The sequence below is a fragment of the Minwuia thermotolerans genome, assembly GCF_002924445.1.
In the GTDB taxonomy this organism is placed as follows: Bacteria; Pseudomonadota; Alphaproteobacteria; order Minwuiales; family Minwuiaceae; genus Minwuia; species Minwuia thermotolerans.
On the sequence record NZ_PIGG01000037.1, the window covers coordinates 1 to 24381 of the forward strand.

Here is a 24381-nt window from a genome sequence, read left to right on the forward strand (position 1 = left end):
GGAGCGGCTTCGCCGCAAGTCGATGATCTTGGCCGGATGCCCGCACAAGGCGGGCATGACACCAAAGCCCCAGTGGCTATTCAATCTCCTCAAGGTTTGCTCTGAGGGCGCGGGTCAGCGTCGGTGCGATCCCCCACCCTGCCCTCCCCCTGACCAAGGGGGAGGGTGGACCGGCCCGCCGGCGCCGAACAGAAAAACCCCGCGGGTTGCGGCCCGCGGGGTTCATTCGTTCGCGCCGGTGGCGGAGCGGTCAGTTGCCGGGCTGCGGCTCCGGCTCCATGCCGCCGTCGTCGGGCTCGCCCTCATGGCCATCCGTTTCGGGCACGGCCGAGGCCGGGCCGGCCTTGGGCTTGTTGTCGGTCCTGTCCTCGGGACGGTCGATGTTCTCGCCGCGCTTCAGCGCCTGGATCTCGTCGCCCGAGAGGGTCTCGTACTCCAGCAGCGCCTGGGCCACGCGGTGCAGCAGGTCCAGGTTCTCGGTGAGAATGCCCCGCGCGGTCTCCAGCGCCTCGTCGATCAGGCGGCGGATTTCCTCGTCGATCTGCTCGGCGGTGTGCTCGGAGATGTTCTTCTGCTGGGTCACCGAGTGGCCGAGGAAGACCTCCTCCTCGTTGGAGGAGTAACGCACCATGCCGACCTTGTCGGAATAGCCCCATTCGGTGATCATCCGCCGCGACAGGCCGGTCGCCTGCTGGATGTCGCTGGCGGCGCCGGTGGTGATCTTGTCCTTGCCGAAGATGATCTCCTCCGCCACGCGTCCGCCCATGGCCACCGCCAGGTGGGCGATGAGCTGGTCGTAGCGCATGGAGAGCTGGTCCTTCTCCGGCAGGCGCATGACCATGCCCAGCGCGCGGCCGCGCGGGATGATGGTCGCCTTGTGGATGGGGTCCGAGCCCGGCATGAAGATGCCGACGATGGCGTGGCCCGCCTCGTGATAGGCGGTCAGCTTCTTCTCGTCCTCGTCCATGACCATGGAGCGCCGCTCCGCGCCCATCATGACCTTGTCCTTGGCGTCCTCGAACTCGGTCATGGTGACCAGACGCTTGTTCTTGCGCGCGGCCAGCAGCGCGGCCTCGTTGACCAGGTTCTGCAGGTCGGCGCCGGAGAAGCCGGGCGTGCCGCGGGCGATGATGCGCGCGTCCACGTTCGGCGCCAGCGGCACCTTGCGCATGTGCACCTTCAGGATCTTCTCGCGGCCCAGGATGTCGGGCAGCGGCACCACCACCTGGCGGTCGAAGCGGCCGGGGCGCAGCAGCGCCGGGTCCAGCACGTCGGGGCGGTTGGTGGCGGCGATCAGGATCACGCCCTCGTTGGCCTCGAAGCCGTCCATCTCGACCAGCAGCTGGTTCAGGGTCTGCTCGCGCTCGTCATTGCCGCCGCCGAGGCCCGCGCCGCGGTGCCGGCCGACGGCGTCGATCTCGTCGATGAAGATGATGCAGGGCGCGTTCTTCTTGCCCTGTTCGAACATGTCGCGCACGCGGCTGGCGCCGACGCCGACGAACATCTCGACGAAGTCGGAGCCCGAGATTGTGAAGAAGGGCACGTTGGCCTCGCCGGCCACGGCGCGCGCGATCAGCGTCTTGCCGGTGCCGGGCGGTCCGACCAGCAGGCAGCCCTTGGGGATGCGGCCGCCGAGCCGCTGGAACTTCTGCGGGTCCTTGAGGAACTCGACGATCTCCTCGAGCTCCTCCTTGGCCTCGTCGACGCCGGCGACGTCCTCGAAGGTGACGCGGCCCTGGCGTTCGGTCATCAGCCGGGCCTTGGACTTGCCGAAGCCCATGGCCTTGCCGCCGCCGCCCTGCATCTGGCGCATGAAGAAGATCCAGACCGCGATCAGCAGCAACATCGGGAACCAGGACACGAAGATGGAGAACAGCGCGCTGCCCTCCTCCCGCGGCTTGGCGTCGATGTCCACGCCGCGGTCGCGCAGCGTGTCGATCAGCGTCGGGTCCGAGGGCGCATAGGTCTGGAAGGGCTGGCCGCCCTGCAGATGGCCGGAGATGTTGTTGCCTTCGATGGTGACGTCGCGGACGCCGCCTTCCTCGACCTTGGTCAGGAACTGCGAATAGGTGAGCTGCTGCCCGGTGGTGTTGTTCGAGGGGCTCTGGAACAGGTTGAACAGCGCCAGCGCGAGCAGCGCGATGATGATCCAGAGAGCAAGGTTTCTTCCGAAGGGTGCCACGTGTTTCCCGTTTCGATCATGTCATCAGGGCGCCGGCCGCTCCGGCGGAGAGACCGCCAGTCTCGGCGCACCTTTGCTAGATAAGCGTTAAAGCGTTTCGGGCAAGCAGGCGCAAGGGCCGATCTTTCGCCGCGCGCCTCCGTGGATCAGAGTTGATCGCCGCGTGTGGACCGCGCCTCCGCCGCCACGCTCAACGCCGTCCGGTCCAGCGCCAGCACCGTGCCGCCCACCGTGACCCGGCGCTGGGTCTCCAGCCGCGCCATGGCGTCCTCCAGCCGGCCGAGCGGCGCGCGCGCGCCCGCCACTTCCCGGATCGCGCGGTCGAGCACGCGCAGCGCCATCTCCTCGGGCAGGGCCCGCCAGCCGGCGGGGTCCAGCACCAGCGGCCGCGCCGACGGGTCGGCGCAGAGCGCCGCGAAGGCGTCGCCGGCGGCGGTCTCCAGCGCGTCGGCGGCCCGCGCCGCGCGCCGCGCCAGCCGGCCCAGCCGGCGGCGGAGACGGCCGTCCTCGTCCAGTTCCGCCAGCCAGCCGTCCAGCCGGTTGCGCTCGAACTCGGGGCTGTCATTGCCGGGATCCTCGATCCAGTCGTCGCCGGCGTCGCGCAGCAGCGCCAGCAGATCGGCCCGCGCCACGCCCAGCAGGGGCCGGATCAGGCGCAGGCCTCCGCGGCGGCTCTCGGGCCGCATCGCCGCCAGCCCGTCCAGCCCGCTGCCGCGCCTGAGACGCATCAGCACCGTCGCGGCCTGGTCGTCCCGGTGGTGGCCGATGAACAATTCGCCAGCGCCGTACGCGCGGCACCAGTCGAGGAGCAGCGCGTAACGCGCCTCCCGCGCGGCTTCCTGCAGCCCGGAGCCGGGGCGGGCGCCCTGCCGGGCGAGCACCGCCGCGTCGACGCCCAGCGCCCGCGCCCTGCGCGCCGCCAGCTCGGCCTCCGCCGCCGATTCGGACCGCAATCCGTGATCCACGACCAGGGCGCTGACCCGCCGTCCGCTTTCCGCGGCCCAGTCCCGGGTCAGGCGCAGCAGCGCGGTGCTGTCGGGGCCGCCGGAGAACGCCACGGCGACGTGCGGACCCGCCGGCGGCAGGGCCGCGAGCGCGGCCCGGAAGGCCGCCGCCGGACCGCCGTCAGCAGCCCGCCCGGCGGCGCTCACTGTCGGCGCGCCGCAACAGGGTCTGCGCGGCGTCGGGGTAGCGGTCCCGCAGCTCGTCGAAGACCGCGCAGGCGTCCTTGTTCTGGCCCAGCTTGGTCAGCGTCATGCCGAGCTTCAGCAGGTTGTCGGGCGCTTTCGAGCTGCCGCGGTATTTCTTGTAGCCCTCCAGAAAGGCCCCCGCGGCGCTCTCGTAGTCCTGCTGGACATAATAGGTCTCGCCCAGCCAGTACTGGGCGTTGCCGGCCAGCTCGTGTTCCGGATAGCTGGCAAGGAAGCCGCTGAAGGCGGACTCGGCCTCGCCGAAGCGCTTCGAGCGCAGCATGTCGAAGGCAGCGTTGTAGGCCTCCTGCGGGGTGCCCCCGGCGGCGGCCGGCGTCTCGACGGGCCGCGCCGGCGCGGCCAGCGCCGCGCTCTCCGACCCGCCAGCGGCGCCGTTCTCCGCCGGCGCCGGCACGCGCTCCAGCGCCTCCGGCGAGACCGTCCCGAGATTGCGCGGACCCGGCGCGACGCCGCCGGCGCTGCTGTTGGAACCGTCGCCGGCCGGACCCTGGCCCGCGGCCGGCGGCGCGCCCCCGCCGGCGGCAAGATTGCGTTCGATGGCGGTCAGTCGGAAATCGATGTCGGCGACCAGCTTGTCCATGCGGTCGTTCAGCCGCCGCACCGTGAAGTCGATCTCCTCGAGCCGGTTGGTGAGTTCCCGGATCTCGGTTTCCAGCGCCTGCACCTTCAGCCCGGCAGCCGCCCTGTCATCGCCGGATGGCGGCGCTGTCGCCGCGGCCCCGGCGCTGTCCGACGGCAGGGGCCTGCCGCCCAGCACATGGGCCTTGAGGTCGTTGATGCTGCGCTCCAGGCGCTGCACCCGGTCCTGCAGCGGCGCGAGGTCCTGCGCCGACGCCGGGACCGCCGGCAGGGCCAGCATCGCCGCCGCGGCGGCGAGCGCAAAAGGTCGAACAGCGGATATCATCGCGTCTCCTTCTTCGATCGCCCCCCGCGGACCCGCATCCGCGGGCGGGGTCCCTCCCGGCCCCCGCCGCGAATGCGTTCAGCTCGCCTGCCCGTTGGTCAGTTGGCGATGACGGTCACCGCGCGGCGGTTCTGGGCCCAGGCTTCCTCGTTGTGACCCAGCGCCACCGGACGCTCCTTGCCGTAGGAGATCGTGGTGATGCGGCCGGGCGCAACGCCGAGGCTGACCAGGTAGTCCTTCACCGAGGTGGCGCGGCGGTCGCCGAGGCCGAGGTTGTACTCGCGGGTGCCGCGCTCGTCGGCATGACCCTCGATAACCACGTTCTTCGACGGGAACTGCTGCAGATAGGCTGCCTGGCGGCGCAGGGTTTCGATGTCTTCGGCGTCGAGGTCGTAGCGGTCGAAGTCGAAGAACACGCGGTCGCCCACGTTCAGCACGAAGTGTTCCTGCGTGCCCGGCTGGGGGCCGGCCGGCTGGCTCGGCTCGGCCTGCGGCGCCGGCGCCGGCGCCGCCTGCGCCTGTCCGCCGCCGGTGTCGCTGGTGGTGGTCACCGGCTCCTCCTCGCCGCAGGCGGCGACGAGGAACAGGGCAGCGGCGAGGCTGCCCATCTTGATCAGAAATCGCTGGCGCATCTTTATTGTTGCTCCCTCATGCTTGACGCCCACGTGACGTCAGGTTGCAGATGCTGTCCGGCGCTTGATTAAGTCACGCGGACGCGGACAGTGGCTGCAACATTTAACACCCAAGTTCGCAAAGCAAAACGGCGGAGTTGGGCCGAACCGGCCCTACGGTGTGGCAAATACGTGTCATTCGGCCCCAAATCAGGGCGACAACGCCGACAGCGGCGACCAGGCGGGGTCCGAGGCGTCCAGCGGCGTCGGCACCTCCCTGAGGTTGCGCCCGGTAAGGTCGACCGACCAGAGCTTGACGCTGCCGCCGCGGCCGTCATTGCTGCCGGGCACCTGCCGGAAGAAGATCAGGACGCGGCCGTTCGGCGACCATGTCGGCCCCTCGTCCAGGAAGCTTTCGGTCAGGATCCGTTCGCCGGTGCCGTCGGGCCGCATCACCCCGATGAAGAAACGCCCGCCCTTCAGCTTGGTGAAGGCGATCAGGTCGCCGCGCGGCGACCAGACCGGCGTCGCGTAGCGGCCATCGCCAAAGCTGATGCGCTGCACGTTCGAGCCGTCGGCGTTCATGGTGTAGATCTGCTGGCCGCCGGAACGGTCGGAGTTGAAGGTCACCTGCTGGCCGTCCGGCGACATGCTGGGCGAAGTGTCGATCGCCAGATTGCGCGTCAGCCGCCGCGTCACCCGCGTGCGCAGGTCCATGATGAAGACGTCGGAATTGCCGCCTTCGGCCATGGAGAACAGCACCCGTTCACCGTCCGGGGAGAAGCGCGGCGCATAGGTCATGCCCGGGAAGTCGCCCAGGATCTCCTGCTGGCCGGTGTCGATGTTGAACAGGTAGACGCGCGGCTGGTTCTGGAAATACGACATGTAGGTCACGACCTGCTGCGTCGGCGAGAAGCGCGGCGTCAGCACCAGGTTGGAGCCGTCGGTGAGGAAGCGGTGATTGGCCGAATCCTGGTCCATGATTGCCAGCCGCTTGACCCGGCGGTCGGGCGGGCCCGATTCGGCGACATAGACGATGCGGGTGTCGAAATAGCCCTCCTCGCCGGTGAGCCGCTTGTAGATGGCGTCGGAAATGATGTGGCCGATGCGGCGGGCGTTCTCCGGCGAGGTGAAGTAGACGAGGCCGGTGAGCTGGGCTCCTGCGAAGACGTCCCACAGCCGGAACTCCGTCCGCAGCCGCCCGTCGCTCTCGATGCTGACATTGCCCGCAACGAGGGCCTGGGCCTGGATGGTGCGCCAGTTGCCGAAGTTGGGCCTGACCTGGATGGCGGCCGGCTCCTCCAGATAGGCGCGCGGGTCGATGACCCGGAACAGGCCCGAGCGGGTCAGGTTGCCCCGGATCACGGAGGCGATCTCCTGGCCCAGTTCGCGCGTCGTGCGGGTCTCGCCGTGGATGTCGGTGACCGCGATCGGCAGCGGGTCGACATTGGCGCTGGTGACGTCGACCTGAAGCTGCGCGCGGGCCGGCGCCGCAGCCAGCAGCGCCAGGGCGACAAGCGCCAGCGCCGCGAAGGCCGGAAGGCGTCGAATTCCTGCAATGATCATCAGCCGTACATGTCCCTGAGGTTGAAGTTGATCTCGATCTCCTGCCAGTCCTGGAACTTCTCCTGCGGCAGGGGCAGCGGCTGCGACTTGTAGACGGCCCGGACGGCGCTGTCGGAGAAGGCGCCGAACACGTCCCGCGACTGACCCGCGTCGAACCCGTCGATGACGCGGGGCGGCGCCGCCAGCGTGCCGTCGGGTTTGAGGACTATGCTTATCACGACCTGCATGCTCTCGACGCCGGGCGCCCCGTGGTTCGGGCTCCAGTTCTCCCGCAGCCGGTGTCGCAGGAGGTCCACTTCCGAAACCGATAGTTTCTGATTGAGCCGATTCTGTGACACGCCGCCCTCGCCGATGCGGATGTCGGCCAGCTGCCGCCGGTCCTGCTCGCGCGGCCGCGGCGGCTGGCGTTCATCGGCCATGCGGTCGATCTTGGCGGCCAGCCGGTCGAGATCGAGGCCCTTCTTCTCGGTCTTCTCGGGTGCGGGCTTTGGCGCCGGTTCCGGCGGCGTCGCAGCGGTCTTCTTCTCGGGCTCCGGCTTCGGGTCGGGCTTCGGTTCCGCCTTCTTCTCCGGCTCCGGCCCGGGCTCGGGCGCCTTCGGCTCCGGCAGAGGCTCGCGCGCCGCCAGCTTCTCGGCCTCCTCGACCACCTTCTCCTTGGGCGCGACCGCCTTGTCGGCGCGCTCCTCGACCGCCGGGCGCGGCGCGGGCGGCGCCACGGCGACATCGGGTTCCGGCTCCGGCTCCGGCTCAGGGGCGGGCGGCTCCGGCGCCTCGCGCACCAGGGCGTTGGTGTCGGGCAGGGGCGGCGGCTCCGGCGCCGCGGCAGGCGGCGGGGGCGGAGGCGGCGGCGGGCTGTCCGGCGCGGTGGCCTGCGGCGGCGGCGGGGCGTCGGTCTTCTCGCCCGCGGTGGCCTGATTGGTTTCCGGGCCGATGGTGGTCAGTTCGACGGGGATGATGGGGTCGCTCAGCACCTCGGCCGGCGAGTCCAGAAAGGCATAGTCGAGCACCAGCATCACGACCACGAGGACGTGCAGGCCGAACGAGAATGCGGCGCCCCGGACCATCACGCCTCCCGCATCATTCCCCGACCCGCGCCGGCGCCTGCGCGACCAGCGCGACCCGCGTGAATCCGGCGGCGTTGATGGCGCCCATGGCCTCGATCACCCGGCCATAGGCGATCGTGCGGTCGCCGCGCACGAAGATGCGCCGCTCCTGGTTGCCGTTGGTGATGGCGATCAGCGCCGGCACCAGATCGCCCAGTTCGATTTCCTTCTCCTGCAGATAGATCTTCCCTTCCTCGTCTATGGTCACCGCCAGCGGCTCGTCCAGACCCTGCAGGTTGGGCGCGACCGCCCGGGGCAGTTCCACCGGCACGCCGACCGACAGCAGCGGCGCGGCGATCATGAAGACCACCAGCAGCACCAGCATGACGTCGACGAAGGGCGTGACGTTGATCTCCGACATGGGCGTGAAGCGCTTGCGCCGGAACCGGCCGCCATGGACCTGGATCGCCATCAGCGGCTCTCCCCTTCGTCGAGCTGGCGCGACATGATCGCCGAGAACTCGCCTGCGAAGCCCTCCAGCCGGGTGGCGTAGCGGGCGATGTCATTGGCGAACTTGTTGTAGGCGACGGTCGCGGGGATGGCGGCGACGAGACCCAGCGCCGTGGCGAACAGGGCCTCGGCGATGCCCGGCGCGACCACCGCCAGAGAGGTGTTGTTGGTCGCCGCGATGGACTGGAAACTGTCCATGATGCCCCAGACGGTGCCGAACAGGCCGAGGAACGGAGCGGTCGAGCCGACGGTCGCCAGCACGCCCAGATAGCGCTCCAGGCGGTCGACCTCCCGGTCGATGGAGATGCGCATGACCTGGCTGATGCGGTCCTGCAGGCCAGCGCGGAGCTTGTCGGTCCGGGCCAGGCCGCGTTCGGCGGTGCGCCGCCACTCCCGCATCGCCCCGGCGAACAGCACCGCCATCGGGTGGGAGGCATTGGCGCCGATCTCGTCGTAGAGCTTTTCCAGGCTGCCCCCCGACCAGAACAGGCGCTCGAACTCGTCGGCCTGCTTCTGCACCCGGCGGTAGCGGACCCACTTCTCGAAGATGATGGCCCAGCACCAGATCGAGGCGACCAGCAGCGCCAGCATCACGATCTGCACGACGATGTCGGCGCGCAGGAACAGCGACCACATCGACAGATCCACCTCGGCGGCCCCCGCGAATTGCCGGGCGATGACGTCTTCGTTCATGTTGATTCTTCCCTGCCGTTTCCTGTCAGGCGTTCCATCGCGGCGCAAATCGCGGGCGGAATGCGCCGGGGCCTTCCGTCGAGACCGATAAATGCCGCACGTACATGGGCCCGGACAAGGGGGGCCCCAAGCCGGGAGATATCCTGCCGCAGCGCGATCGTCGCGCCCTTCAGCGCATCGAGGCGCGTGGTCACCAAAAGGTCATCGTCCAGCCGCGCCGGACGCAGATATTCGACCTTCACGTCGCGGACGGCGAACATCGCGCCGTCGCGCCAGATCGCGGCCTGGTCGACGCCGATCAGGCGCAGCATGTCGGAGCGCGCGCGCTCGGCGAATTTCAGATAGTTGGCGTAGTAGACGATGCCGCCGGCGTCCGTGTCCTCCCAGTAGACGCGGACGGGAAACAGGTGGGCGTCGGCCTCGACCCGGCCCAGCGCTGCCGCTGCCGGCTCAGCCATCGCCGCCGTCCAGCATGTCCATCTGCCCCGGCATGGCCGATTGCGGCGCCGCGAGTCCCAGATGCGTCCAGGCGGCGGCGGTCATCATCCGCCCGCGCGGGGTGCGCACCACCAGCGCCTGCTGGATCAGATAGGGCTCGATGATGTCCTCGATGGCGTCGCGCGGCTCCGACAGGGCGGCGGCGAGGTTGTCGACGCCGACCGGCCCGCCGCCATAGTTCTCCGCCATGCAGCGCAGATAGCGCCGGTCCATGGCGTCGAGGCCAGCCTCGTCGACCTCAAGGCGCTTCAGCGCCGCGTCAGCCTTCGGCGCGTCCACTTCGTCCGCGCCGGCGACAGCGGCGAAGTCCCGCACCCGCCGGAGCAGCCGTCCGGCGACGCGCGGCGTGCCGCGGGCCCGTCGGGCGATCTCGGCGGCGCCGTCGGCGGTGAGCTTCAGCCCCAGCACCCGGGCGCCGCGGCGGACGATCTGCTCCAGCTCGGCAGGCGCGTAGAACTCCAGCCGGCAGGGAATGCCGAAGCGGTCGCGCAGCGGCGTGGTCAGCAGGCCCGAGCGCGTCGTCGCCGCCACCAGCGTGAACGGCGGCAGATCGATCTTCACCGAGCGCGCGGCCGGCCCCTCGCCGATCACCAGATCGAGCTGAAAATCCTCCATGGCGGGATATAGAATCTCTTCTACGGCAGGATTAAGGCGGTGCACCTCGTCGATGAACAGGACGTCGCGCGCCTCCAGGTTGGTCAGGATGGCCGCGAGGTCGCCGGCGCGGGCGATCACCGGACCGGAGGTGGCGCGGAAGTTCACGCCGAGTTCGCGGGCGACGATCTGCGCCAGCGTCGTCTTGCCGAGGCCGGGCGGACCGAAGAACAGGGTGTGGTCCATGGCTTCGCCCCGGGCGCGGGCGGCGTCGATGAAGACGCGCAGGTTCTCGCGCACCTTCTGCTGGCCGATGAAATCGGTGAGTTCCAGCGGCCTGAGGCCGATCTCGCCGCCGTCCTCCGGGCGCTGCTCGCCCGTCACCAGCCGCTCGCCCTCGGCGCCGCTCACCGCGCCAGCTCCTTCAGCCCGGCGGTGATCAGGGCCTCGACGGTGGCGTCCTCGCCGGCGATGGCCGCGCCGCGCAGCACCGCCGCCTCGGCCTCGGCCCGGCGGTAGCCCAGATTGACCAGCGCCGAGGCCGCGTCGCCCGCCGCGCCGCCGACCGGGGCCGCGCCCGGAGCCGCACCGGCCTGCGCCGGCCGGGCGGGCAGGGCGCCGACCTTGTCCTTCAGTTCGCTGGCGATGCGCTGCGCCAGGCGCTTGCCGACGCCCGGCGCGCGGGTGATCGTGGCGACGTCACCGGACGCGATGGCCATGCGGATGTCGTCGGCGGCCAGCGCCGAGAGGATCTGCAGCGTCACCTTCGCGCCCACGCCCTGGACGGTCTGCAGCAGGCCGAACAGCTCCTTCTCGGCGCGGTCGGCGAAGCCGTAGAGGTGAATGTGATCCTCGCGGACATGGGTCTCGACCTGGATGGCGACCGCATCGCCCTCCGTCCCCAGCGCCGCCAGGGTGCGGGCCGAGCAGAACACCAGATAGCCCACGCCGCCGACGTCGATCACCGCGTGATCGGCGCCGATCCGGTCGAGAATTCCCTTGAGGCTGGCGATCATGGCGGGCGGCGGTCCGGGGATGATTCGGTATCGGGCCGTTGTAGCAGATTCAGCGCGGCAGCGCAGATGGCGTCGGTCCCGTACCGTGATGGGCGTGGCAGATGGCGCAGGCCAGCGCGTCGGTGGCGTGTTCGTTGGTCAGCCGCGCGCCGGGCAGCAGCGTCTTCACCATCAGGTGGATCTGGTCCTTGTGCGCATGGCCGGTGCCGACCACGGCCTTCTTGACCGCATTGGGGGCGTATTCGGTCACCGGCAGGCCGTTCAGGGAGGCGACCAGCAGCGAGACGCCGCGCGCCTGACCCAGCTTCAGAGTCGAGGTCGGGTTCTTGTTGACGAAGGTCTCCTCGACCGCCGCCGCGTCGGGCCGCCATTCGGCGATCACCGCCTGCAGGCCGTCGTGGAGCTGCACCAGCCGCTCGGCGAGGCTGCCCTTCGGGTCGGAGGCGACCGAGCCGTCGGCGACCCAGATCAGCCGGTTGCCCTCCACATCGACCACGCCCCAGCCGGTGTGACGCAGGCCGGGATCCAGGCCGATCAGCCGCAGCCGGGTCATATCATCCTTCCAGCCGGGCCATGACCTCGTCGGAAACCTCGAAATTGGCGTGCACCTTCTGGACGTCGTCATTGTCGTCCAGGGCGTCGACCAGCTTCAGCAGGGTGCCGGCCTTCTCCTCGTCGACCTCGACGGTGTTCTGCGGCCGCCATTCCAGGCCGGCCCGCCCGGCCTCGCCGAATTCCGCCTCCAGCGCCTCGCGGACGTCGTTGAAGGCTTCCACGGCGGTGATCACCTCGAAGCCATCCTCGCCGGCGACCACGTCGTCGGCGCCGGCCTCGACCGCCGTTTCGAACAGGGCCTCCATCCGGGCGGCGGCGGCCGGGTACTCGATCACGCCCACATGGTCGAACATGAAGGAGACCGAGTTGGTCTCGCCCAGGCTGCCGCCGTGCTTGGAGAAGGCGGAGCGGACCTCGGAGGCGGTGCGGTTGCGGTTGTCGGTCAGCGCCTCGACGATCAGCGCCACGCCGCCCGGTCCGTAGCCCTCATAGCGGATGTTCTCGAAGGTATCGGCGGCGCCGTCGCCCGTCGCGCGCTTGATGGCGCGGTCGATGTTGTCGTTGGGCATGTTTTCCTTGCGGGCGGCGGCGATGGCCGCGCGCAGGCGCGGATTGGCGGTCGGGTCGTCGCCGGATTCCTTCACCGACACGGTGATCTCCCGCGCCAGCTTGGTGAACACCCTGGCGCGCTTCGCGTCCTGCGCGCCCTTGCGGTACATGATGTTCTTGAACTGTGAATGGCCCGCCATGGCGGCCTCCGTGCTCACGATAGGTTCGGTGGAGCGCTTCTTTTCAGCCTTTTCCCGCCGCGGTCAAGCCCGGCCGCGCTCAGCGCGCACCCGCTGTGGCGTCCAGCCAGTCCAGTGCGGCGTCGACGACCTCTTCCGTTGTCGCGGGGCTCATGATATCGCCGGCGATGACATGATGGCTGGGACCGGCGGCGCCGGGCACGTCGATCCAGCGCTTCGGCCCGCCCCAGCGGTCGAAGACCCGCCGCGTCGCCGCCGGATCGACCACCTTGTCGTCGGGGGAGTGGAACACGAGCAGCGGCGTCCCGGCCCGGCCGTGGTCCTCCGCGGCGACGTGCTTCACCAGCGCCGCCATGGGCAGCAGCGCCACGGTCGGGTAGCGCGTCTGCCAGTGCCGCTCCACCTCGTCATTCTCGGCGCCCGTGTCGCGCTCCCGCCCGAAGGCGAGCGGCAGGAGCCGGCGCGCCCACGGCAGGGTGAGCGCGGCGGCGGCCTTCGAGCGGACGCCGAAATTGGGCGAGACGAAGATCAGCGCCCGGACGCCAGCCATGTGATCGCCCGTCACGGCATGATGGGTCACCGCGGTGGCGCCGGTGGAGGTGGCGATGACGATGACCTTCTCGCCGATGCGCCGGCCGACCTCCAGGGCCTCGGCGACGTCATCCAGCCAGTCGCCGGCCTCCGCCTCCGCCATGGCCGCGCCGGTGCGGCCATGGCCGGCCAGCCGGGTATAGAACAGGTTCGCCCCCAGCGCCGCGGCGATGCGGTCGGGGACGGGACGGATCTCCGCCTTGCTGGCCGAGAAGCCATGGACGTAGACCACCGCCCATTCGGTGCGCGCCGGCGCCGCCGGGTCGCGCCAGACGATCTCCCTGGCCTGGCCCGCACGGATGTCGCGGAAGCGCGCCTCGGACGCCGCGAGCGCCGCCGCCGGATCGGCGCCCAGGTCCGCAGGCCGGAAGCCGATGGCGGTGCGCACCCGCTCCCGCGCGCCCAGCAGGAAGGCAAGGGCCAGCAGCAGAACGATGGCGAGCAGGACGTAGAGGAGCGGCTTCATTCGGCGGTCCGGCGGGCGGGGAAAGCTCTCCGGCCAGCAGACCACGCGCCGCCCGCGGCGGCAAGGCCGACAGGGCCCGTGATCCACGCCTTGCGCCGGCGCGTAGGCTTCGCATATGCGGGATCAGATCCCCGCGCGCCGCAGGAGTATCCATCGTGCCGTCCGGAATGAAGAGCTTGGCCGCCGCCCTGGTGCTCGCGCTTGCGCCGGCGGGGCCCGCGGCGGCTGCGGCGCCGGCCGATTTCGACCCGCTGAAGGCCTATGGCGAGCGCATCGTCTTCGACGTCTATCGCGGCGAGGACCGGATCGGCCAGCATGTCGTCCGCTTCACGCGCGACGGCGGGAACCTGGGGGTCAGGGCGCAGTTCAACGCGGCGGTCAAGATGATCGGCTTCACCGTGTTCCGCTTCGACTACCGCTCGGACGCGTCCTGGCGCGACGGTGCGCTGCTCGACCTTACGGCCAGCACCAATGACGACGGCGACCGCCGCACGGTGCGGGTCGACCGCCGGAACGGTCGGCTGGTGGTCAGCGGCCCGGACGGCGCCGAGACCACCGATCAGGGCGTCTTTCCCAGCAATCACTGGCATCCCGGCGCGGTGACCGGCTCGCGGCTGATCAACACGCTGACCGGCGACGTCGCCGAGGTGCGCGTCAGCCGCGTCGGCCAGGAGCGGGTCGCCACCAACGCCGGACCGGTCGAGGCCACCCGCTACCGCTTCGACGGCGATCTGCGCGACATCGACGTCTGGTACGACGGGGACGGCCGCTGGGTGAAACTGCGTTTCAGGGAGAATGGCAGCGTCATCGACTATCGCTGCGTGCAGTGCGTCAACGGCCCCCGGATGGCCCGCGAATGAGCGCCATCGTCTGGATTACGGGCGCCAGTTCGGGGCTGGGGCGGCAGGCGGCGCTGGAATTCGCCCGCCGCGGCTACCGCGTCGCCGCCACCGCGCGCAGCGAGGACAGGCTGCAGGAACTGGCCGCGGAGGCCGATGGCCTGCTGGGCGACATCACGGCCTGGCCCGGTGACGTCACCGACGAGGCGCGGATGACGGCGGTGATCGAGGCGGTCGAGCGGGACCTCGGCCCCATCGGCATCGCCATCCTCAACGCCGGCATCTACCGGCCCATGACGGTCGATGATTTCGACCCGGAGGCGCTGGCGCAGACCTTCGAGGTCAACGTGATGGGCGTCGCGCGGCCGCTGCGCCCGCTGCTGGCGCGGATGACCGCGCGCGGCGCGGGCAGGATCTATCCCACCGCTTCGCTGTCGGGCTATATCGGCCTGCCCATGGCCTCCGCATACGGGATGAGCAAGGCCGGGCTGATCAACATGGCCGAGGCGCTGCACACGGAGCTGAAGCCGAAGGGCGTGCATTTCGGCATCATCGTGCCGGGCTTCGTCGAGACGCCGCTGTCGGCGAAGAACGACTTTCCCATGCCCTTCCTGATGCCCGTCGACAAGGCGGCGCGCGCCCTCGCCGACGGCGTGCTGGACGGCCGGTTCGAGGTCGCGTTCCCGCTCCCCTTCGTCCTGATCATGAAAGCGCTGAGGTGCCTGCCCTATGGACTCGCTCTCCCCCTCATCCGCCGGGCCACCCGCGGACGCCGCCAGGCTTGATCGCTTCGCCGCCTTCTTCGAGCGCATGACCGCGGCGGATGTCGGCCGGCTCGGCGAGATCTACGCCGAGGACGTGCATTTCGCCGATCCCTTCAGCGATTTCCGCGGCCTGGACGACCTGCGCCGGGTTTTCGCCGCCATGTTCGACGGCATGCGCGACTATGCGCTGAGCGTCGACGAGAAGGGCATGACCGCCGCCGACACCGGCATGGTGCGCTGGACCATGTCGGGCTCCGTCAGGGCGCTGGGGCGCGAGCCCTGGATCGTCCACGGCGTCAGCGTGATCCGCTTCGACGCCGAGGGGCGCGTCCGCGAACATCTCGACTACTGGGACGCCGCCGGGCAATTCTACGAACGCCTGCCCGTCCTCGGCTGGGTGTTGCGCCGCATCCGCCGCCGCATCGCGCAGCACTGAGCCTTTCGGAGGATCGACCCCCCACCCGACCCGCTGACGCGGGCCACCCTCCCCCTGCCAGGGGGAGGGACGGGGAGGGGTTGGATCCTTGTAGCGCGCCACATGTTTCCGGAGTCCTCGCCGCTTGAATCTGGAGCACATTTAGCCGCCTCTCAGCGGGCGATAATAGCCGCCTCAGAGACCGTTGATAGACCTCTCCCGAATCAGGGTGGAGCACCGCCGGAGATGATCAGCTCCGCTGCCGGTCGGGAACGGCCCTTGGTGAGCGTGTACGTCGTCGTGACCTCCTCGATGGCGAAGCCGGCGAAGAGCTCCCGGATCTCCGGCGTGTCGTTGATGGACATCAGGAAGCAACCCTTCAGTCGGCCGAGTGCCTCGGCCATCTCCGCGAACTGCTCGCGGCCGAACAGATCCGTGCCGTAGTCGCCCTCGCTGCCCCAGTAGGGCGGGTCGAGGTAGAACAGCATGCCCGGCCGGTCGTAGCGCTCGATGAAGGCCCGCCATGGCAGGCATTCGACCACCACGCCGGCGAGGCGGCTGTGCACGTCCTCCAGCATCGGCGCCAGCGTGGTGACGTTGAAGCGGCCGCCATGGCCGGAGCTCACGCCGAAGTTCCGGCCCGCGACCTTGCCGCCGAAGGCCGTGCGCTGGAGATAGAGGAAGCGCGCGGCGCGCTCCAGGTCGGTCAGCGTCGCCGGATCGGTGGCCGACAGCCGCTCGAACTCAGCCCGGGTTGTGACCTGGAAGCGCATCATCTCCATGAAGGCCGTGTAGTGGCGCTGGAGGATGCGGAAGAAGTTGGCGACGTCGCGGCTCCGGTCGTTGATCACCTCGACCTTCGGCCGGGCCGTGCGGCGAAGGAAGACGCCGCCCATGCCGACGAAGACCTCGGCGTAGCCGTCGTGCGGCGTCTCGTTGATGCGCGCGACCAGGCGCTTGGCCAGGTTGCGCTTGCCGCCGACATAGGGCGCGACGGGCCGCACCGGGTCGACGGGCGAGAGAGCGTTTGGATTCGACTCCATGATCCTCGGGTTTCACTATCGCCCCGCCCCTGCAGGGGTGGCGGGACGGCCGCAGAGCGGCCGGTTGCGGTCGTGGGCGTGTCAGCTCGCCCGGTTCGCGGTGCGTCAACACCGCGGCCCCCGCCGGCCTTTCCGGCGACGTGGATGGACTTGATCATCGCTGAGCGACAGAATGCGCCTGCCCCCAGCGGGGTGACGGGTCAGCTGCAACTGGCCACTTGCAGCCTTGGGGCGCCCCCACGCCCTGGCTCGCGCCGGTAGCTTCATGCGGGCCCCCGTCGGCCACGACGGGAGATCACATGGCTCCGCGATCGCGGTGTTCTCACCCATCGCTGTTCCCCCACCGCCGCCACTCTGTCGGCCGGGCGACGCAGGCCCAGTGGTCGAGGGTCTGGGGCGTGCAGGGCGTGCGCGGAGCGTTCAGCGCCGTGGCGGCGTCGAAGGCTGTCCGCAGGTCGGCGCCGGCGCCGAAACGGAGGTAACAGGTCTGCATGATCCGGCCTCCTACGAGAGCTTCGTGATCTGGATGAAGTTCTCGGCTGCCGTGCCGCCGGGCAGCACCTTGTTCGTGCCGCTGTCATGGCTGAGCTGGCCGAAGAGCTTCTCGCCCACGGCCAGTTCGAAGACCCGGGAGACGTGCAGGCTCTCGTGGTCCGCCGTCGAGGCGCGCTGGGCGACGAGTGTCTTCATCCTGGCGATCACGTTCTCGGTCGGGGTCGGTTCGGCCCCGTTCGACTTGACCGCCTCGAGCGTCCAGAGCACGTCCTCCGCCGTGTCGGGACGGACCGACGTGTAGATGTCGATCAGGTACACGCCGGCCTCGGCGGCGGTGAAGTCGTGGTCCGTGTCACTCCAGCCGCCGACATCGCCGTTCAGGTACTCGAGGCGCTCGACCCCGGAGTGGTTGATCGTCTGCGAGCCGCCGGCGATGTCCGCCACCACAGTCGGATCGACGTAGACGCCCTTGCAGCCAAAGATGCGCCTGGTCCCGGGCGTGATGCCCTCGACGAGCTGGTTGTCCGGGCAAGCGGACAGGTCGCCCCCGATCAGCTCGAAGTGGTCAATCGCGCTGACGGGGTCCGCGCCCGAGCTGAGCGTGATCCCGTCGTTCACCGTGGCGTCGCAGATCGGCGAATGGACGACGAGGCGGTCCAGGTCGACCGACCCGCCCATCGTGATCAGGCGGACGTCCGAACCGTTGCCCGAGAAGTTCCGCGCGTTGACCGGCCCGATGGAGATCAGGCGCGCGGCCACGGTCGTCTCCACCCAGTGGAAGACGTGCAGGATCGGATACGGCGTCGGATCGTCGGACGGTGTCTGCGTCGAGAACAGGTTGTCGTTCGAGACCCCGTCGATGTAGCCGACCCCGATCCTGATCTCCTTGTAGCCCTGCAACGTGAACAGGCGGACCGCAGCCGCAGTGCCGCCGACCGAGCAGTTGTAGAACGAGTAGCCGTCGATCTGGAGCCGCTCGGACTCCGACGCCTCGCAGTACACCAGCGCGCCGGAGCCCTGCAAACGGACGCCGGGGTCGTCCGGGTCCTCGATGTCACCGCCGTAGCCCTCGACCGACAGGTAGCCGACACGGATGTCGTCGGTCCCGAAGTACACCGCGGCCCGGTCCTCACCGTCGTCGGCGAAGAGCTTGATCTTGTCGACGTCGATGTTGAAGCCCTTGGCCTGTGATCCGGCGACGCGGCGTGCGCCCTTGAACACGACGCTTGCCTCGTGATGCCCGGCGTTGATCGTGAGAATCTGGCCGACGCTGGAGTTCTGCCCCTTGAAGTATACGGCGGTCGTGTCGGACCGATAGTAGCTGGTGACGCCCTCGATCAGGAGCTGGCCGATGAGCATGTTCTGGCCGAGCAGCCGGACGCCGTCACAGGACGCGACCTGCCCACTGTTCTTCTGCACCCGGGCGTCATTAATGCCGGCCACTGCGACCCGACCGATGGACCAGCGGACACACAGATCCTGCGCGTCTGGGTCGTCGTCGCCGATCAACAGACCGTCCCCGTAGCCCGAGTTGATCATGTCGTCGCCGTCGAAGTGGTCGTCGCTGTTGGGGACGGAGATGTCCCGGACATCGTAGTCGTCCACGTCCGCGTACTTGACCGCGAGCGAGAAGGACAGACCGCCGAGGCCGCCGGTGCCGCTGATGTCGAGGAGGCGGAGCGTCGTGAGATAGTACCCGGAGCTGTAGTCCTCCCTGAGCCTCGCCGAGAACTGCGCGCCGTTGCTGTAGCGCCAGCCCCGGATGTCGATGAGATCGATGTTCCCGGTCAGCTCATTGAAATTGTCGATGAGCGCCATGTTCTCGGTGTAGATGTTCCAGAAGCGCAATCCCGCCGAGAGGGGCCTGAACAGGACCGGGCCGCCGCTGCCACCGAGGAGCTTCGAGTTCCCGATGCCGACGACCGTCACTTCGGTCGTGAGATCCTGCGTCGTCGCGTTCGGAATGTAGTACGAGCGCCCGTCGAGGATCAGGGTCTTCCCGTTGGTATGGGCGTCCGCGACCGCGCTGTTCCACGCCGCGCTGTCGTCGGTCACGCCGTCTCCGGCGGCGGCGTACGCCTCGAGAGTGACGGAGGTGTCCCAGCCCACGGCTGCCTCAGCGGCAGCCTGGGCGGCTTCCGCCGCCGTCTGGGCGGCCTGTGCATCGATCTTCGCGGTCAACGCGGTGATCGCCGAGACCTCCGCATTGGTCTCGGAGGTCGCCGCGGCGCTGGCGCTGGCTGCCGCGTTCGTCTCGGAAGTCGCCGCGTTGGTCTCCGAGGTTGCCGCGGCGCTGGCGCTGGCCGCGGCCTCGGCGGCCTTGGTCAGCGCCTGGCCGATGGTGTCGTCGCCGGCCAGATCCGCGGCCACGGCGGAGATGTCGGCGATCGTGTCCGCCACGGCCTTCAGGTCAGCGGCGTCGATCGCGGCGGTCGAGCTGAAGTCGATGGTCTCGATCTTGTGGGTGTCGGTCACCGCCGGGTCGATGGTCAGCGTCGCCCCGTCCAGTGTGAACGCCCGCGTCGGCACGCCGTTGACGAAGACCATGAGCGCATCGGCCGATTTGGGCGTCGTCGACAGCGTCCAGTCGGTCTCCACCCCGTCGCCGGTGAAGTCGTCGTGCACCGGTCCGGCCAGGGCGGTGATGGCGGCGATCGCCTTGGCCAGGCTGTCGACCGTGCCGGCGTCGGTCTCGACGGTGGCCGAGGCGTCGCCGTGGACGATGTCGTTCAGCTTCTGCAGATCGAGCATCGCCTGGGCGAGCAGCGGGATGAACTGGCTGTAGTCGGTGGCCATGGTTTCCTCCGATCAGGGGCCTTCGCCCGGGTTGAGGGCAGGCGTCAAGAAGCTCGTCTGACCGGTCCAGTTGAGCCCGGTGAGTGTGCCGTCATGGGCGGCCATGCGGACGTAGTAGGTATTGCCGCCGTAGAGGCCGGTGAGCGTGATCGAGGGACCAGCCCCGGTCTTCTTTGAGCCGCCGCCGGGGCCGAAGGGCGAGGTGGCAAAGGCGACGACATAGCCCTGGACGTCGGCGTCGCCCACCGGGTCGCAGGAGACGGACCCGGTGTTCTTGTCGATCGCGGCTGCCGACAAGCCGGTGGGCGCCGAGGGCGCCGGGTTGGCGTATGTGTCGGCGGCCGGGTTGGCGACGCCGCCGGAGCCGACGCTGCGCACCCGGATGCGCGCTGTGCGAAACGGCCCACCGTCCGCGGCCTGTTCGTCGGCCGTCCAGGATGCGGCGCCGGCGGCGGCAATCTCGGTGCGCTTCAGGCTCAGGCTGTCGGCCGCGGCGCCGCCCAGGAACTCGACGTCGTAGGAGGCCGCGCCGGCCACCGTGTCCCAGGTCCAGTCGAGATCGCCGTTCGACAGCTCGGTGAGGGCGAAGCTCGCGGCATCGACCGCATCCGGCGGGGTGACCTGGTCGGAGATGTTGCGCACGATCCGTGTGCCTTCGCCGCCCGGCCCTTCGGCCCAGTACTCGACCACCAGCGTGTCGTCGACGTCGGGCACGATGCCCTTCAGCTCCGGCGCGGCCGAGGGCGTGAGCTCCGCATAGTCGCCGCCGTCCGCCCGGAAGCGCGCGCGGTAGAGCACCGCGCCCGGCGCCGACGGGCCGACCAGCGTCATCTCCCGGGCGTCGCCGAGATCGCGGAGCGCGATCTTCACGTCCAGCCAGACCGGCGACGACGAGTTCGCACCGAGGCCGGCGGCGGCGACCTCCTCGGGCTGGGCGGTGTCGGTCTCGGCCGTGTGGACGCGGGCATCGTCGACGACCGCGGCGATGGCGACCGTGCCGTCCGGCCGGGGCTCGGTGTCCAGGATCAGCAGCTCCCGCCAGACCTGGTCCGCCTTGCCGAACATGGCCCGGGTCGGCTTCCGGCCGTCGCGCTTGAGCGCGATCCAGTCCTTCGGATTGGCGTGATAGTCGCGGCCCTGGGCCGGCTCGGCGAGATAGGCGGCCAGGTCGGCGGCGTCGATCACCAGCGTGCGCTCGTGCGCGCCGACCGTCGCCTTCACAGGGCCCCAGAGCTCGCCATCCGGCGCCACCAGGCCGATGACATGGTCGCCGCCTTCCGCGTCGAGGGCGAACGGCTCGTCGAGCGTCAGCGTCCGCCCATCCGGCGAGAGGCCGGTCGCCATGGCGCTCTGCCCCCAGGCGGGCCGGTAGTGCGCCAGTGCGATCTTCTGGCCGCGGCGCAGGAAGCGCCCGCGTTTCAGGGCGGAGAAGGTGACGAACAGCCGCCGGAAGCGGTGCGCCGCCGCTTCGGTCACGCCCTCCCGCCAGGCCTGGGGGAAGTTGTCGATGCCGGTGAAGCGGACGTCGGCGACCCGGTCGGGCGCGATGCCGTCCAGGGCGGCGATGACGTCGCGCTCGACGCCGGCGGCGTCGGTGAACAGCACCCGCGCGGCGTTGGCGTCCTCGCTGGTCACGTGCAGGCGGCGGATCTGCAGCGAGCCGCGGACGATGTCGTGGGGCGCGAAGGCGGCGACCGGAATCGGCTGCGGCTCGTCGCGCCAGAAGGTGAGGTCCGCGCCGATGCGGATCGGCTGGGCCCGGCCGGCCCGGAGCACGGCGGTGAGCTCCTCCCAGGGCGTCGCATCGCCGGTGAAGAGATGGTTGAACGTGTCGCCGCGCGCCGCCCAGGTCTCGGCCAGCGCCTGCAGCGTGGCCAGATCCACGCGGTGGTCGGCGAGGCCGGCCTGCCGGTCGTCCTGGGCGATGTGGCGCGCCGCCGCCTCGATCGCCGCGGTCGGGCCCTCGACCCATTCCTCGGCGCCCGCGTCCCAGTATTCATGGATGCCAGTCGCGGTGGCGAACAGCGTCCGGCTCTGCGCCGTCGCCGCCGTGCCCTTGAAGCGGATCGCCAGCACCGTCTCGTCGTCGAAGACCTGGTCGGAGGGAACGAAGCCCTTCAGCCCCGACCAGACCGTGCGGTCGGAGGCGGCCGAGGTGCCGACCGTGTTGTTGGTGCGGCGGACGCGGACCTCGTAGCGGCCGCGGTCGACCGCGTAGAGCTTCGAGAGCCGCTGCGGCGTCGTGGTGCCGGCGGTGAAGCTCTCCGCGCCCAGCAGCTCGAACGACGCGCCTTCGACCGGGTCGCCGTTGTCGTCGATCTCGCGCGCCTCGACGCGCCAGGTCACCGTGGTCTGGCGGATGCGGTTAGAGACCGTCTTGAACAGCGCGCCGGGCCATTCGATGTCGACGCCGATGCGGTCGGCGACCTGGCCGGCCGGGCAGGCGGCGAAGGGCCCGAGGAAGAGGTCGTCGGTGGTCTCGCCGCCCTCCAGCTCGTTCTCGGCGCGGAGCTTGGTGCCGGCCGGCTCGGAGGAGCTGGTGACGGCCGCGGGGAACAGCGTCACCGGGTCGCCGGGCTCGACGATCTCGATCTCCAGCGCGCCACCAGCGGTGGTCACGCCATCGGCCTCGGTCCAGATCACCGTGTCCTCGAACTCCAGGCGGTCGAGGCGGACCTTGTCCCTGCCGAGGCTGTAGAGGGCGAAGACCAGGTGCTCGTTGTCGGCGAACTCGCCATAGGGCGGCGCGATCCACTTCGGCGCGAAGCGGACCGTGCCGTGCAGCTCGGGGATGCGCTCGCCGGCGCGGACGATCTGACCCGACAGCGTGGCGCGGAAGGCCTCGCCCGGCCCCGGCAGCGGCGGCGGCGCGGCGGGCGCAGACGGCGGGAACAGGGCGTTGATCAGGAAGCCGCCGGCGACGGAGATCACGGCGGTCGCGACCGCCGCTCCCAAGGTGCCCGCGCCGAACATGGCGGCGCCGGCATAGGGCGCCACCACCATCAGGGCGATCATGGCCACCATGGCGATGGGATTGGAGCCGCCCTCGCTATCGGCCGGCGGCGGCGGCGTGACGTAGAGCACGTCGCCGGCGAGGAAGCGGACGGTCTCCCACTCGTTCTCGCCCGTCAGCGGGTGAGAACGCAGCAGCGCCGAAGCGCCCTTCCAGCAGAGCGGCCGGGCCGGGGCTGCGTCGTCCAGCAGCATCAGCGCTGTCGCCGCCGTGATCCCGGTCGGCAGCTGGCGCACCTCCGCGCCCAGCAGCGGCCGGAGCGGATCCTTCGCGATCACCACGCGGACGCCGTTCGCCGGCAGGGGGCCTGTCAGAAGCGGGTTCACGGCTTCGCCTCCGCAGCCGGGCGGCAGGCCTCGATCGAGGTCCAGCTGCGCGCGCGTGCCGTCGACCAGGGCTCCAGCACCACGCCGTCGAAGCGGGCGCAGTGCAGCAGCCCCGTCGCGCCCTGGCCCAGCGCCGTCCAGGTGCCGACATGACAGAACGCGCCCCGGCGGAAGACGACGACGTCGCCATGGCGCCAGCCGGCGGTGGTGGCGAGCCGCGCCGCTTCCTCGCCCTCGGCGCGGGTCACCACCGGCCAGGCGGCGTCCAGCTCGGCGTCGGCGATGGCCTGGCGGAGCGCGGCGGCCGAGACGAGGTCGCCATAGTCGGCAAGGCTGACGGGCAGTTCGCGGCCCATCATCCCGCGCTGGACGAAGGCGGTGAAGCTGCCGCAGTCGAAGGCGTCGGGCCCGGCTGCGCCGCGTTCCCAGGGCAGCCCGATCAGCGGCCGGACGAAGCGAATGGAGTCCGAACGGTTCAGCATCCCCTCAGCCCCCGATCAGCGGGTGGCTGGAGCGGGTGTAGATCAACCCCGCGGCCCGCTCCCAGTTGAACATGCCGGCGCGCGCCCGGACGGCGCGGTCGGTGGCGAGGCTCTCGCGGATCTCCAGGCCCTCGACGATGGCGGCCGGGCCGGTGAGGTCGGTCGAGAGATACGAGCGGACGGTGAGCTCGACGGCGGCGTCGGAGGCGAGCGTCAGGTCGAGCACCCGCTCCAGCGCGGCGTTGGCGTTCATCGCCTCCAGCTCGATCTCGGGGCTGCGGTCGCGCTTGGTCGCCGGCCAGGTCAGCTGGAAGCCCGAGCGCTGGAAGGTCACGGTCTCGCCCGGGTTCGCGGGCGCCGTCGCCTCCAGGGTCAGCTGGTGGCCGACGCGGTCGTTGACCACGCGTACCGGCTCGCTCAGCGCCGGGTGGCGGAACTCCAGGGTGACCAGCTCCACCTCGCCGGCCGGCAGCGAGGCCTCGTGCTCGCGGATCGCCAGGCTGGCGCGCTCGGCGTCTGTCAGGAAGGCCGGCATCAGGCCACCGCCGCCGGGTAATCGCTGTGCACCAGCTCGGCCAGATCGGCCAGCGCCTGGATGCCGGCCGCGCCCATGACCTCGGCGATCTGCATCGCCGCCAGCACGTCGGCCTCGGGCGTCGGCAGGTCGAGGATCTCGATCTGGACGGCGGCGATCCAGCGGTCGCCGTCCGGCTGGCCGGCGCGCCAGGGCTCGACGGCCATGCGGCACTCGGTCTCGACATAGGCCTCGCCCGTCCAGACCGGCATCAGGAAGGTCCGGGCGCCGCGGCCGAGATTGAGCCGCCACCAGCCCTTCAGGATCTCGAACTGGCGCAGCGTGGTCTCGATCTCGACCTGGTAGCGGGCCGGCGAGACCGTGAAGAGCGATTCCCGGTCGGTCCAGCCCTGGTCCATCTCGACCGCGTTGAACGAGGTCATGGGCTGCAGCTGCAGCGGTTCGCGGAACGGCGTGTAGGGCACGCCGGCCGGCCATGTCACCG

24 protein-coding genes are annotated in these 24381 nt (G+C 70.3%); 3 read left to right on the top strand and 21 right to left on the bottom strand.

Annotated features, from left to right (window positions below; genetic code table 11):
• Positions 1 to 250: 250 nt before the first annotated feature.
• The 14 genes from ftsH to CWC60_RS11885 all read right to left on the bottom strand — a co-directional run bounded on the left by ftsH (position 251) and on the right by CWC60_RS11885 (position 13189).
• A complete protein-coding gene (gene ftsH / locus CWC60_RS11820; protein ID WP_109792098.1) occupies positions 251 to 2182 on the bottom strand; it encodes an ATP-dependent zinc metalloprotease FtsH in 1932 nt (643 codons plus the stop codon).
• A 146-nt stretch (positions 2183 to 2328) separates the two neighbouring features.
• On the bottom strand, positions 2329 to 3333 hold the full coding sequence (gene tilS, locus CWC60_RS11825; protein ID WP_109792099.1) for a tRNA lysidine(34) synthetase TilS: 1005 nt from the start codon (positions 3331 to 3333) through the stop codon (positions 2329 to 2331).
• On the bottom strand, positions 3308 to 4297 hold the full coding sequence (ybgF, locus tag CWC60_RS11830; RefSeq protein WP_109796328.1) for a tol-pal system protein YbgF: 990 nt from the start codon (positions 4295 to 4297) through the stop codon (positions 3308 to 3310). Before ybgF ends, tilS begins: the two co-directional genes overlap by 26 nt.
• A gap of 98 nt (positions 4298 to 4395) precedes the next feature.
• Positions 4396 to 4929 carry a peptidoglycan-associated lipoprotein Pal gene (pal, locus tag CWC60_RS11835; protein WP_109792101.1) on the bottom strand — a complete coding sequence of 178 codons (534 nt, stop codon included), beginning with the start codon at positions 4927 to 4929 and terminating at the stop codon, positions 4396 to 4398.
• A 189-nt stretch (positions 4930 to 5118) separates the two neighbouring features.
• Positions 5119 to 6474 carry a Tol-Pal system beta propeller repeat protein TolB gene (gene tolB / locus CWC60_RS11840; RefSeq protein WP_109792102.1) on the bottom strand — a complete coding sequence of 452 codons (1356 nt, stop codon included), beginning with the start codon at positions 6472 to 6474 and terminating at the stop codon, positions 5119 to 5121.
• Positions 6474 to 7538: an energy transducer TonB gene (locus CWC60_RS11845; RefSeq protein ID WP_109792103.1), complete on the bottom strand. Its 1065-nt coding sequence runs from the start codon at positions 7536 to 7538 to the stop codon at positions 6474 to 6476. Before CWC60_RS11845 ends, tolB begins: the two co-directional genes overlap by 1 nt.
• Before the next feature lie 13 nt (positions 7539 to 7551).
• A complete protein-coding gene (locus CWC60_RS11850; protein ID WP_109792104.1) occupies positions 7552 to 7989 on the bottom strand; it encodes a biopolymer transporter ExbD in 438 nt (145 codons plus the stop codon).
• A complete protein-coding gene (gene tolQ, locus CWC60_RS11855) occupies positions 7989 to 8720 on the bottom strand; it encodes a protein TolQ (RefSeq protein WP_206419692.1) in 732 nt (243 codons plus the stop codon). The genes CWC60_RS11850 and tolQ overlap by 1 nt, the downstream gene beginning before the upstream one ends.
• Positions 8717 to 9178: a tol-pal system-associated acyl-CoA thioesterase gene (gene ybgC, locus CWC60_RS11860; protein WP_109792105.1), complete on the bottom strand. Its 462-nt coding sequence runs from the start codon at positions 9176 to 9178 to the stop codon at positions 8717 to 8719. Before ybgC ends, tolQ begins: the two co-directional genes overlap by 4 nt.
• Positions 9171 to 10223 carry a Holliday junction branch migration DNA helicase RuvB gene (ruvB, locus tag CWC60_RS11865; protein WP_109792106.1) on the bottom strand — a complete coding sequence of 351 codons (1053 nt, stop codon included), beginning with the start codon at positions 10221 to 10223 and terminating at the stop codon, positions 9171 to 9173. Before ruvB ends, ybgC begins: the two co-directional genes overlap by 8 nt.
• Positions 10220 to 10828: a Holliday junction branch migration protein RuvA gene (ruvA, locus tag CWC60_RS11870; RefSeq protein WP_109792107.1), complete on the bottom strand. Its 609-nt coding sequence runs from the start codon at positions 10826 to 10828 to the stop codon at positions 10220 to 10222. The genes ruvB and ruvA overlap by 4 nt, the downstream gene beginning before the upstream one ends.
• 49 nt (positions 10829 to 10877) lie before the next feature.
• Positions 10878 to 11381 carry a crossover junction endodeoxyribonuclease RuvC gene (gene ruvC, locus CWC60_RS11875; RefSeq protein WP_109792108.1) on the bottom strand — a complete coding sequence of 168 codons (504 nt, stop codon included), beginning with the start codon at positions 11379 to 11381 and terminating at the stop codon, positions 10878 to 10880.
• A gap of 1 nt (position 11382) precedes the next feature.
• A complete protein-coding gene (locus CWC60_RS11880; protein WP_109792109.1) occupies positions 11383 to 12132 on the bottom strand; it encodes a YebC/PmpR family DNA-binding transcriptional regulator in 750 nt (249 codons plus the stop codon).
• A gap of 79 nt (positions 12133 to 12211) precedes the next feature.
• Positions 12212 to 13189, bottom strand: a complete 978-nt coding sequence (locus CWC60_RS11885) for an alpha/beta hydrolase (RefSeq protein ID WP_109792110.1) — start codon at positions 13187 to 13189, stop codon at positions 12212 to 12214.
• Between the two features lie 155 nt (positions 13190 to 13344).
• Here CWC60_RS11885 and CWC60_RS11890 point away from each other — a divergent pair, with 155 nt between their 5' ends.
• The 3 genes from CWC60_RS11890 to CWC60_RS11900 are packed head-to-tail and all read left to right on the top strand — an operon-like array spanning position 13345 to position 15228.
• Complete coding sequence (locus CWC60_RS11890) at positions 13345 to 14049, top strand: DUF6134 family protein (RefSeq protein WP_125182698.1); 705 nt, start codon at positions 13345 to 13347, stop codon at positions 14047 to 14049.
• Positions 14046 to 14813, top strand: a complete 768-nt coding sequence (locus CWC60_RS11895; RefSeq protein ID WP_109792112.1) for an SDR family NAD(P)-dependent oxidoreductase — start codon at positions 14046 to 14048, stop codon at positions 14811 to 14813. Before CWC60_RS11890 ends, CWC60_RS11895 begins: the two co-directional genes overlap by 4 nt.
• Positions 14758 to 15228, top strand: coding sequence for a nuclear transport factor 2 family protein (locus tag CWC60_RS11900; RefSeq protein WP_109792113.1), 471 nt, complete (start codon positions 14758 to 14760; stop codon positions 15226 to 15228). The genes CWC60_RS11895 and CWC60_RS11900 overlap by 56 nt, the downstream gene beginning before the upstream one ends.
• 203 nt (positions 15229 to 15431) lie before the next feature.
• On the opposite strand, the gene CWC60_RS11905 is transcribed toward CWC60_RS11900, so the two are convergent.
• From CWC60_RS11905 to CWC60_RS23635, 7 genes are all read right to left on the bottom strand, one after another.
• Positions 15432 to 16250: a DNA adenine methylase gene (locus tag CWC60_RS11905; protein ID WP_109792114.1), complete on the bottom strand. Its 819-nt coding sequence runs from the start codon at positions 16248 to 16250 to the stop codon at positions 15432 to 15434.
• A gap of 322 nt (positions 16251 to 16572) precedes the next feature.
• Positions 16573 to 16743, bottom strand: a complete 171-nt coding sequence (locus CWC60_RS23625) for a hypothetical protein (protein WP_164516289.1) — start codon at positions 16741 to 16743, stop codon at positions 16573 to 16575.
• Positions 16744 to 16754: 11 nt separating this feature from the next.
• Positions 16755 to 19541, bottom strand: coding sequence for a hypothetical protein (locus tag CWC60_RS11910; protein WP_109792115.1), 2787 nt, complete (start codon positions 19539 to 19541; stop codon positions 16755 to 16757).
• Positions 19542 to 19553: 12 nt separating this feature from the next.
• Complete coding sequence (locus tag CWC60_RS11915; protein WP_109792116.1) at positions 19554 to 22880, bottom strand: fibronectin type III domain-containing protein; 3327 nt, start codon at positions 22878 to 22880, stop codon at positions 19554 to 19556.
• Positions 22877 to 23362, bottom strand: coding sequence for a hypothetical protein (locus tag CWC60_RS11920; protein ID WP_109792117.1), 486 nt, complete (start codon positions 23360 to 23362; stop codon positions 22877 to 22879). Before CWC60_RS11920 ends, CWC60_RS11915 begins: the two co-directional genes overlap by 4 nt.
• Positions 23363 to 23366: 4 nt before the next feature.
• Positions 23367 to 23897 carry a DUF1833 family protein gene (locus tag CWC60_RS23630; protein WP_164516290.1) on the bottom strand — a complete coding sequence of 177 codons (531 nt, stop codon included), beginning with the start codon at positions 23895 to 23897 and terminating at the stop codon, positions 23367 to 23369.
• Complete coding sequence (locus CWC60_RS23635; RefSeq protein ID WP_164516291.1) at positions 23897 to 24379, bottom strand: hypothetical protein; 483 nt, start codon at positions 24377 to 24379, stop codon at positions 23897 to 23899. The genes CWC60_RS23630 and CWC60_RS23635 overlap by 1 nt, the downstream gene beginning before the upstream one ends.
• Positions 24380 to 24381 lie beyond the last annotated feature (2 nt).

Coding starts and splice junctions, on each gene's coding strand:
- ybgF (WP_109796328.1), bottom strand. CDS start 4,297: ATGATATCCGCTGTTCGACCTTTTGCGCTCGCCGCCGCGGCGGCGATG.
- pal (WP_109792101.1), bottom strand. CDS start 4,929: ATGCGCCAGCGATTTCTGATCAAGATGGGCAGCCTCGCCGCTGCCCTG.
- tolB (WP_109792102.1), bottom strand. CDS start 6,474: ATGATCATTGCAGGAATTCGACGCCTTCCGGCCTTCGCGGCGCTGGCG.
- CWC60_RS11845 (WP_109792103.1), bottom strand. CDS start 7,538: ATGGTCCGGGGCGCCGCATTCTCGTTCGGCCTGCACGTCCTCGTGGTC.
- CWC60_RS11850 (WP_109792104.1), bottom strand. CDS start 7,989: ATGGCGATCCAGGTCCATGGCGGCCGGTTCCGGCGCAAGCGCTTCACG.
- tolQ (WP_206419692.1), bottom strand. CDS start 8,720: ATGAACGAAGACGTCATCGCCCGGCAATTCGCGGGGGCCGCCGAGGTG.
- ybgC (WP_109792105.1), bottom strand. CDS start 9,178: ATGGCTGAGCCGGCAGCGGCAGCGCTGGGCCGGGTCGAGGCCGACGCC.
- ruvA (WP_109792107.1), bottom strand. CDS start 10,828: ATGATCGCCAGCCTCAAGGGAATTCTCGACCGGATCGGCGCCGATCAC.
- ruvC (WP_109792108.1), bottom strand. CDS start 11,381: ATGACCCGGCTGCGGCTGATCGGCCTGGATCCCGGCCTGCGTCACACC.
- CWC60_RS11880 (WP_109792109.1), bottom strand. CDS start 12,132: ATGGCGGGCCATTCACAGTTCAAGAACATCATGTACCGCAAGGGCGCG.
- CWC60_RS11885 (WP_109792110.1), bottom strand. CDS start 13,189: ATGAAGCCGCTCCTCTACGTCCTGCTCGCCATCGTTCTGCTGCTGGCC.
- CWC60_RS11895 (WP_109792112.1), top strand. CDS start 14,046: ATGAGCGCCATCGTCTGGATTACGGGCGCCAGTTCGGGGCTGGGGCGG.
- CWC60_RS11900 (WP_109792113.1), top strand. CDS start 14,758: ATGGACTCGCTCTCCCCCTCATCCGCCGGGCCACCCGCGGACGCCGCC.
- CWC60_RS11905 (WP_109792114.1), bottom strand. CDS start 16,250: ATGGAGTCGAATCCAAACGCTCTCTCGCCCGTCGACCCGGTGCGGCCC.
- CWC60_RS23625 (WP_164516289.1), bottom strand. CDS start 16,743: ATGCAGACCTGTTACCTCCGTTTCGGCGCCGGCGCCGACCTGCGGACA.
- CWC60_RS11910 (WP_109792115.1), bottom strand. CDS start 19,541: ATGGCCACCGACTACAGCCAGTTCATCCCGCTGCTCGCCCAGGCGATG.
- CWC60_RS11920 (WP_109792117.1), bottom strand. CDS start 23,362: ATGCTGAACCGTTCGGACTCCATTCGCTTCGTCCGGCCGCTGATCGGG.
- CWC60_RS23630 (WP_164516290.1), bottom strand. CDS start 23,897: ATGCCGGCCTTCCTGACAGACGCCGAGCGCGCCAGCCTGGCGATCCGC.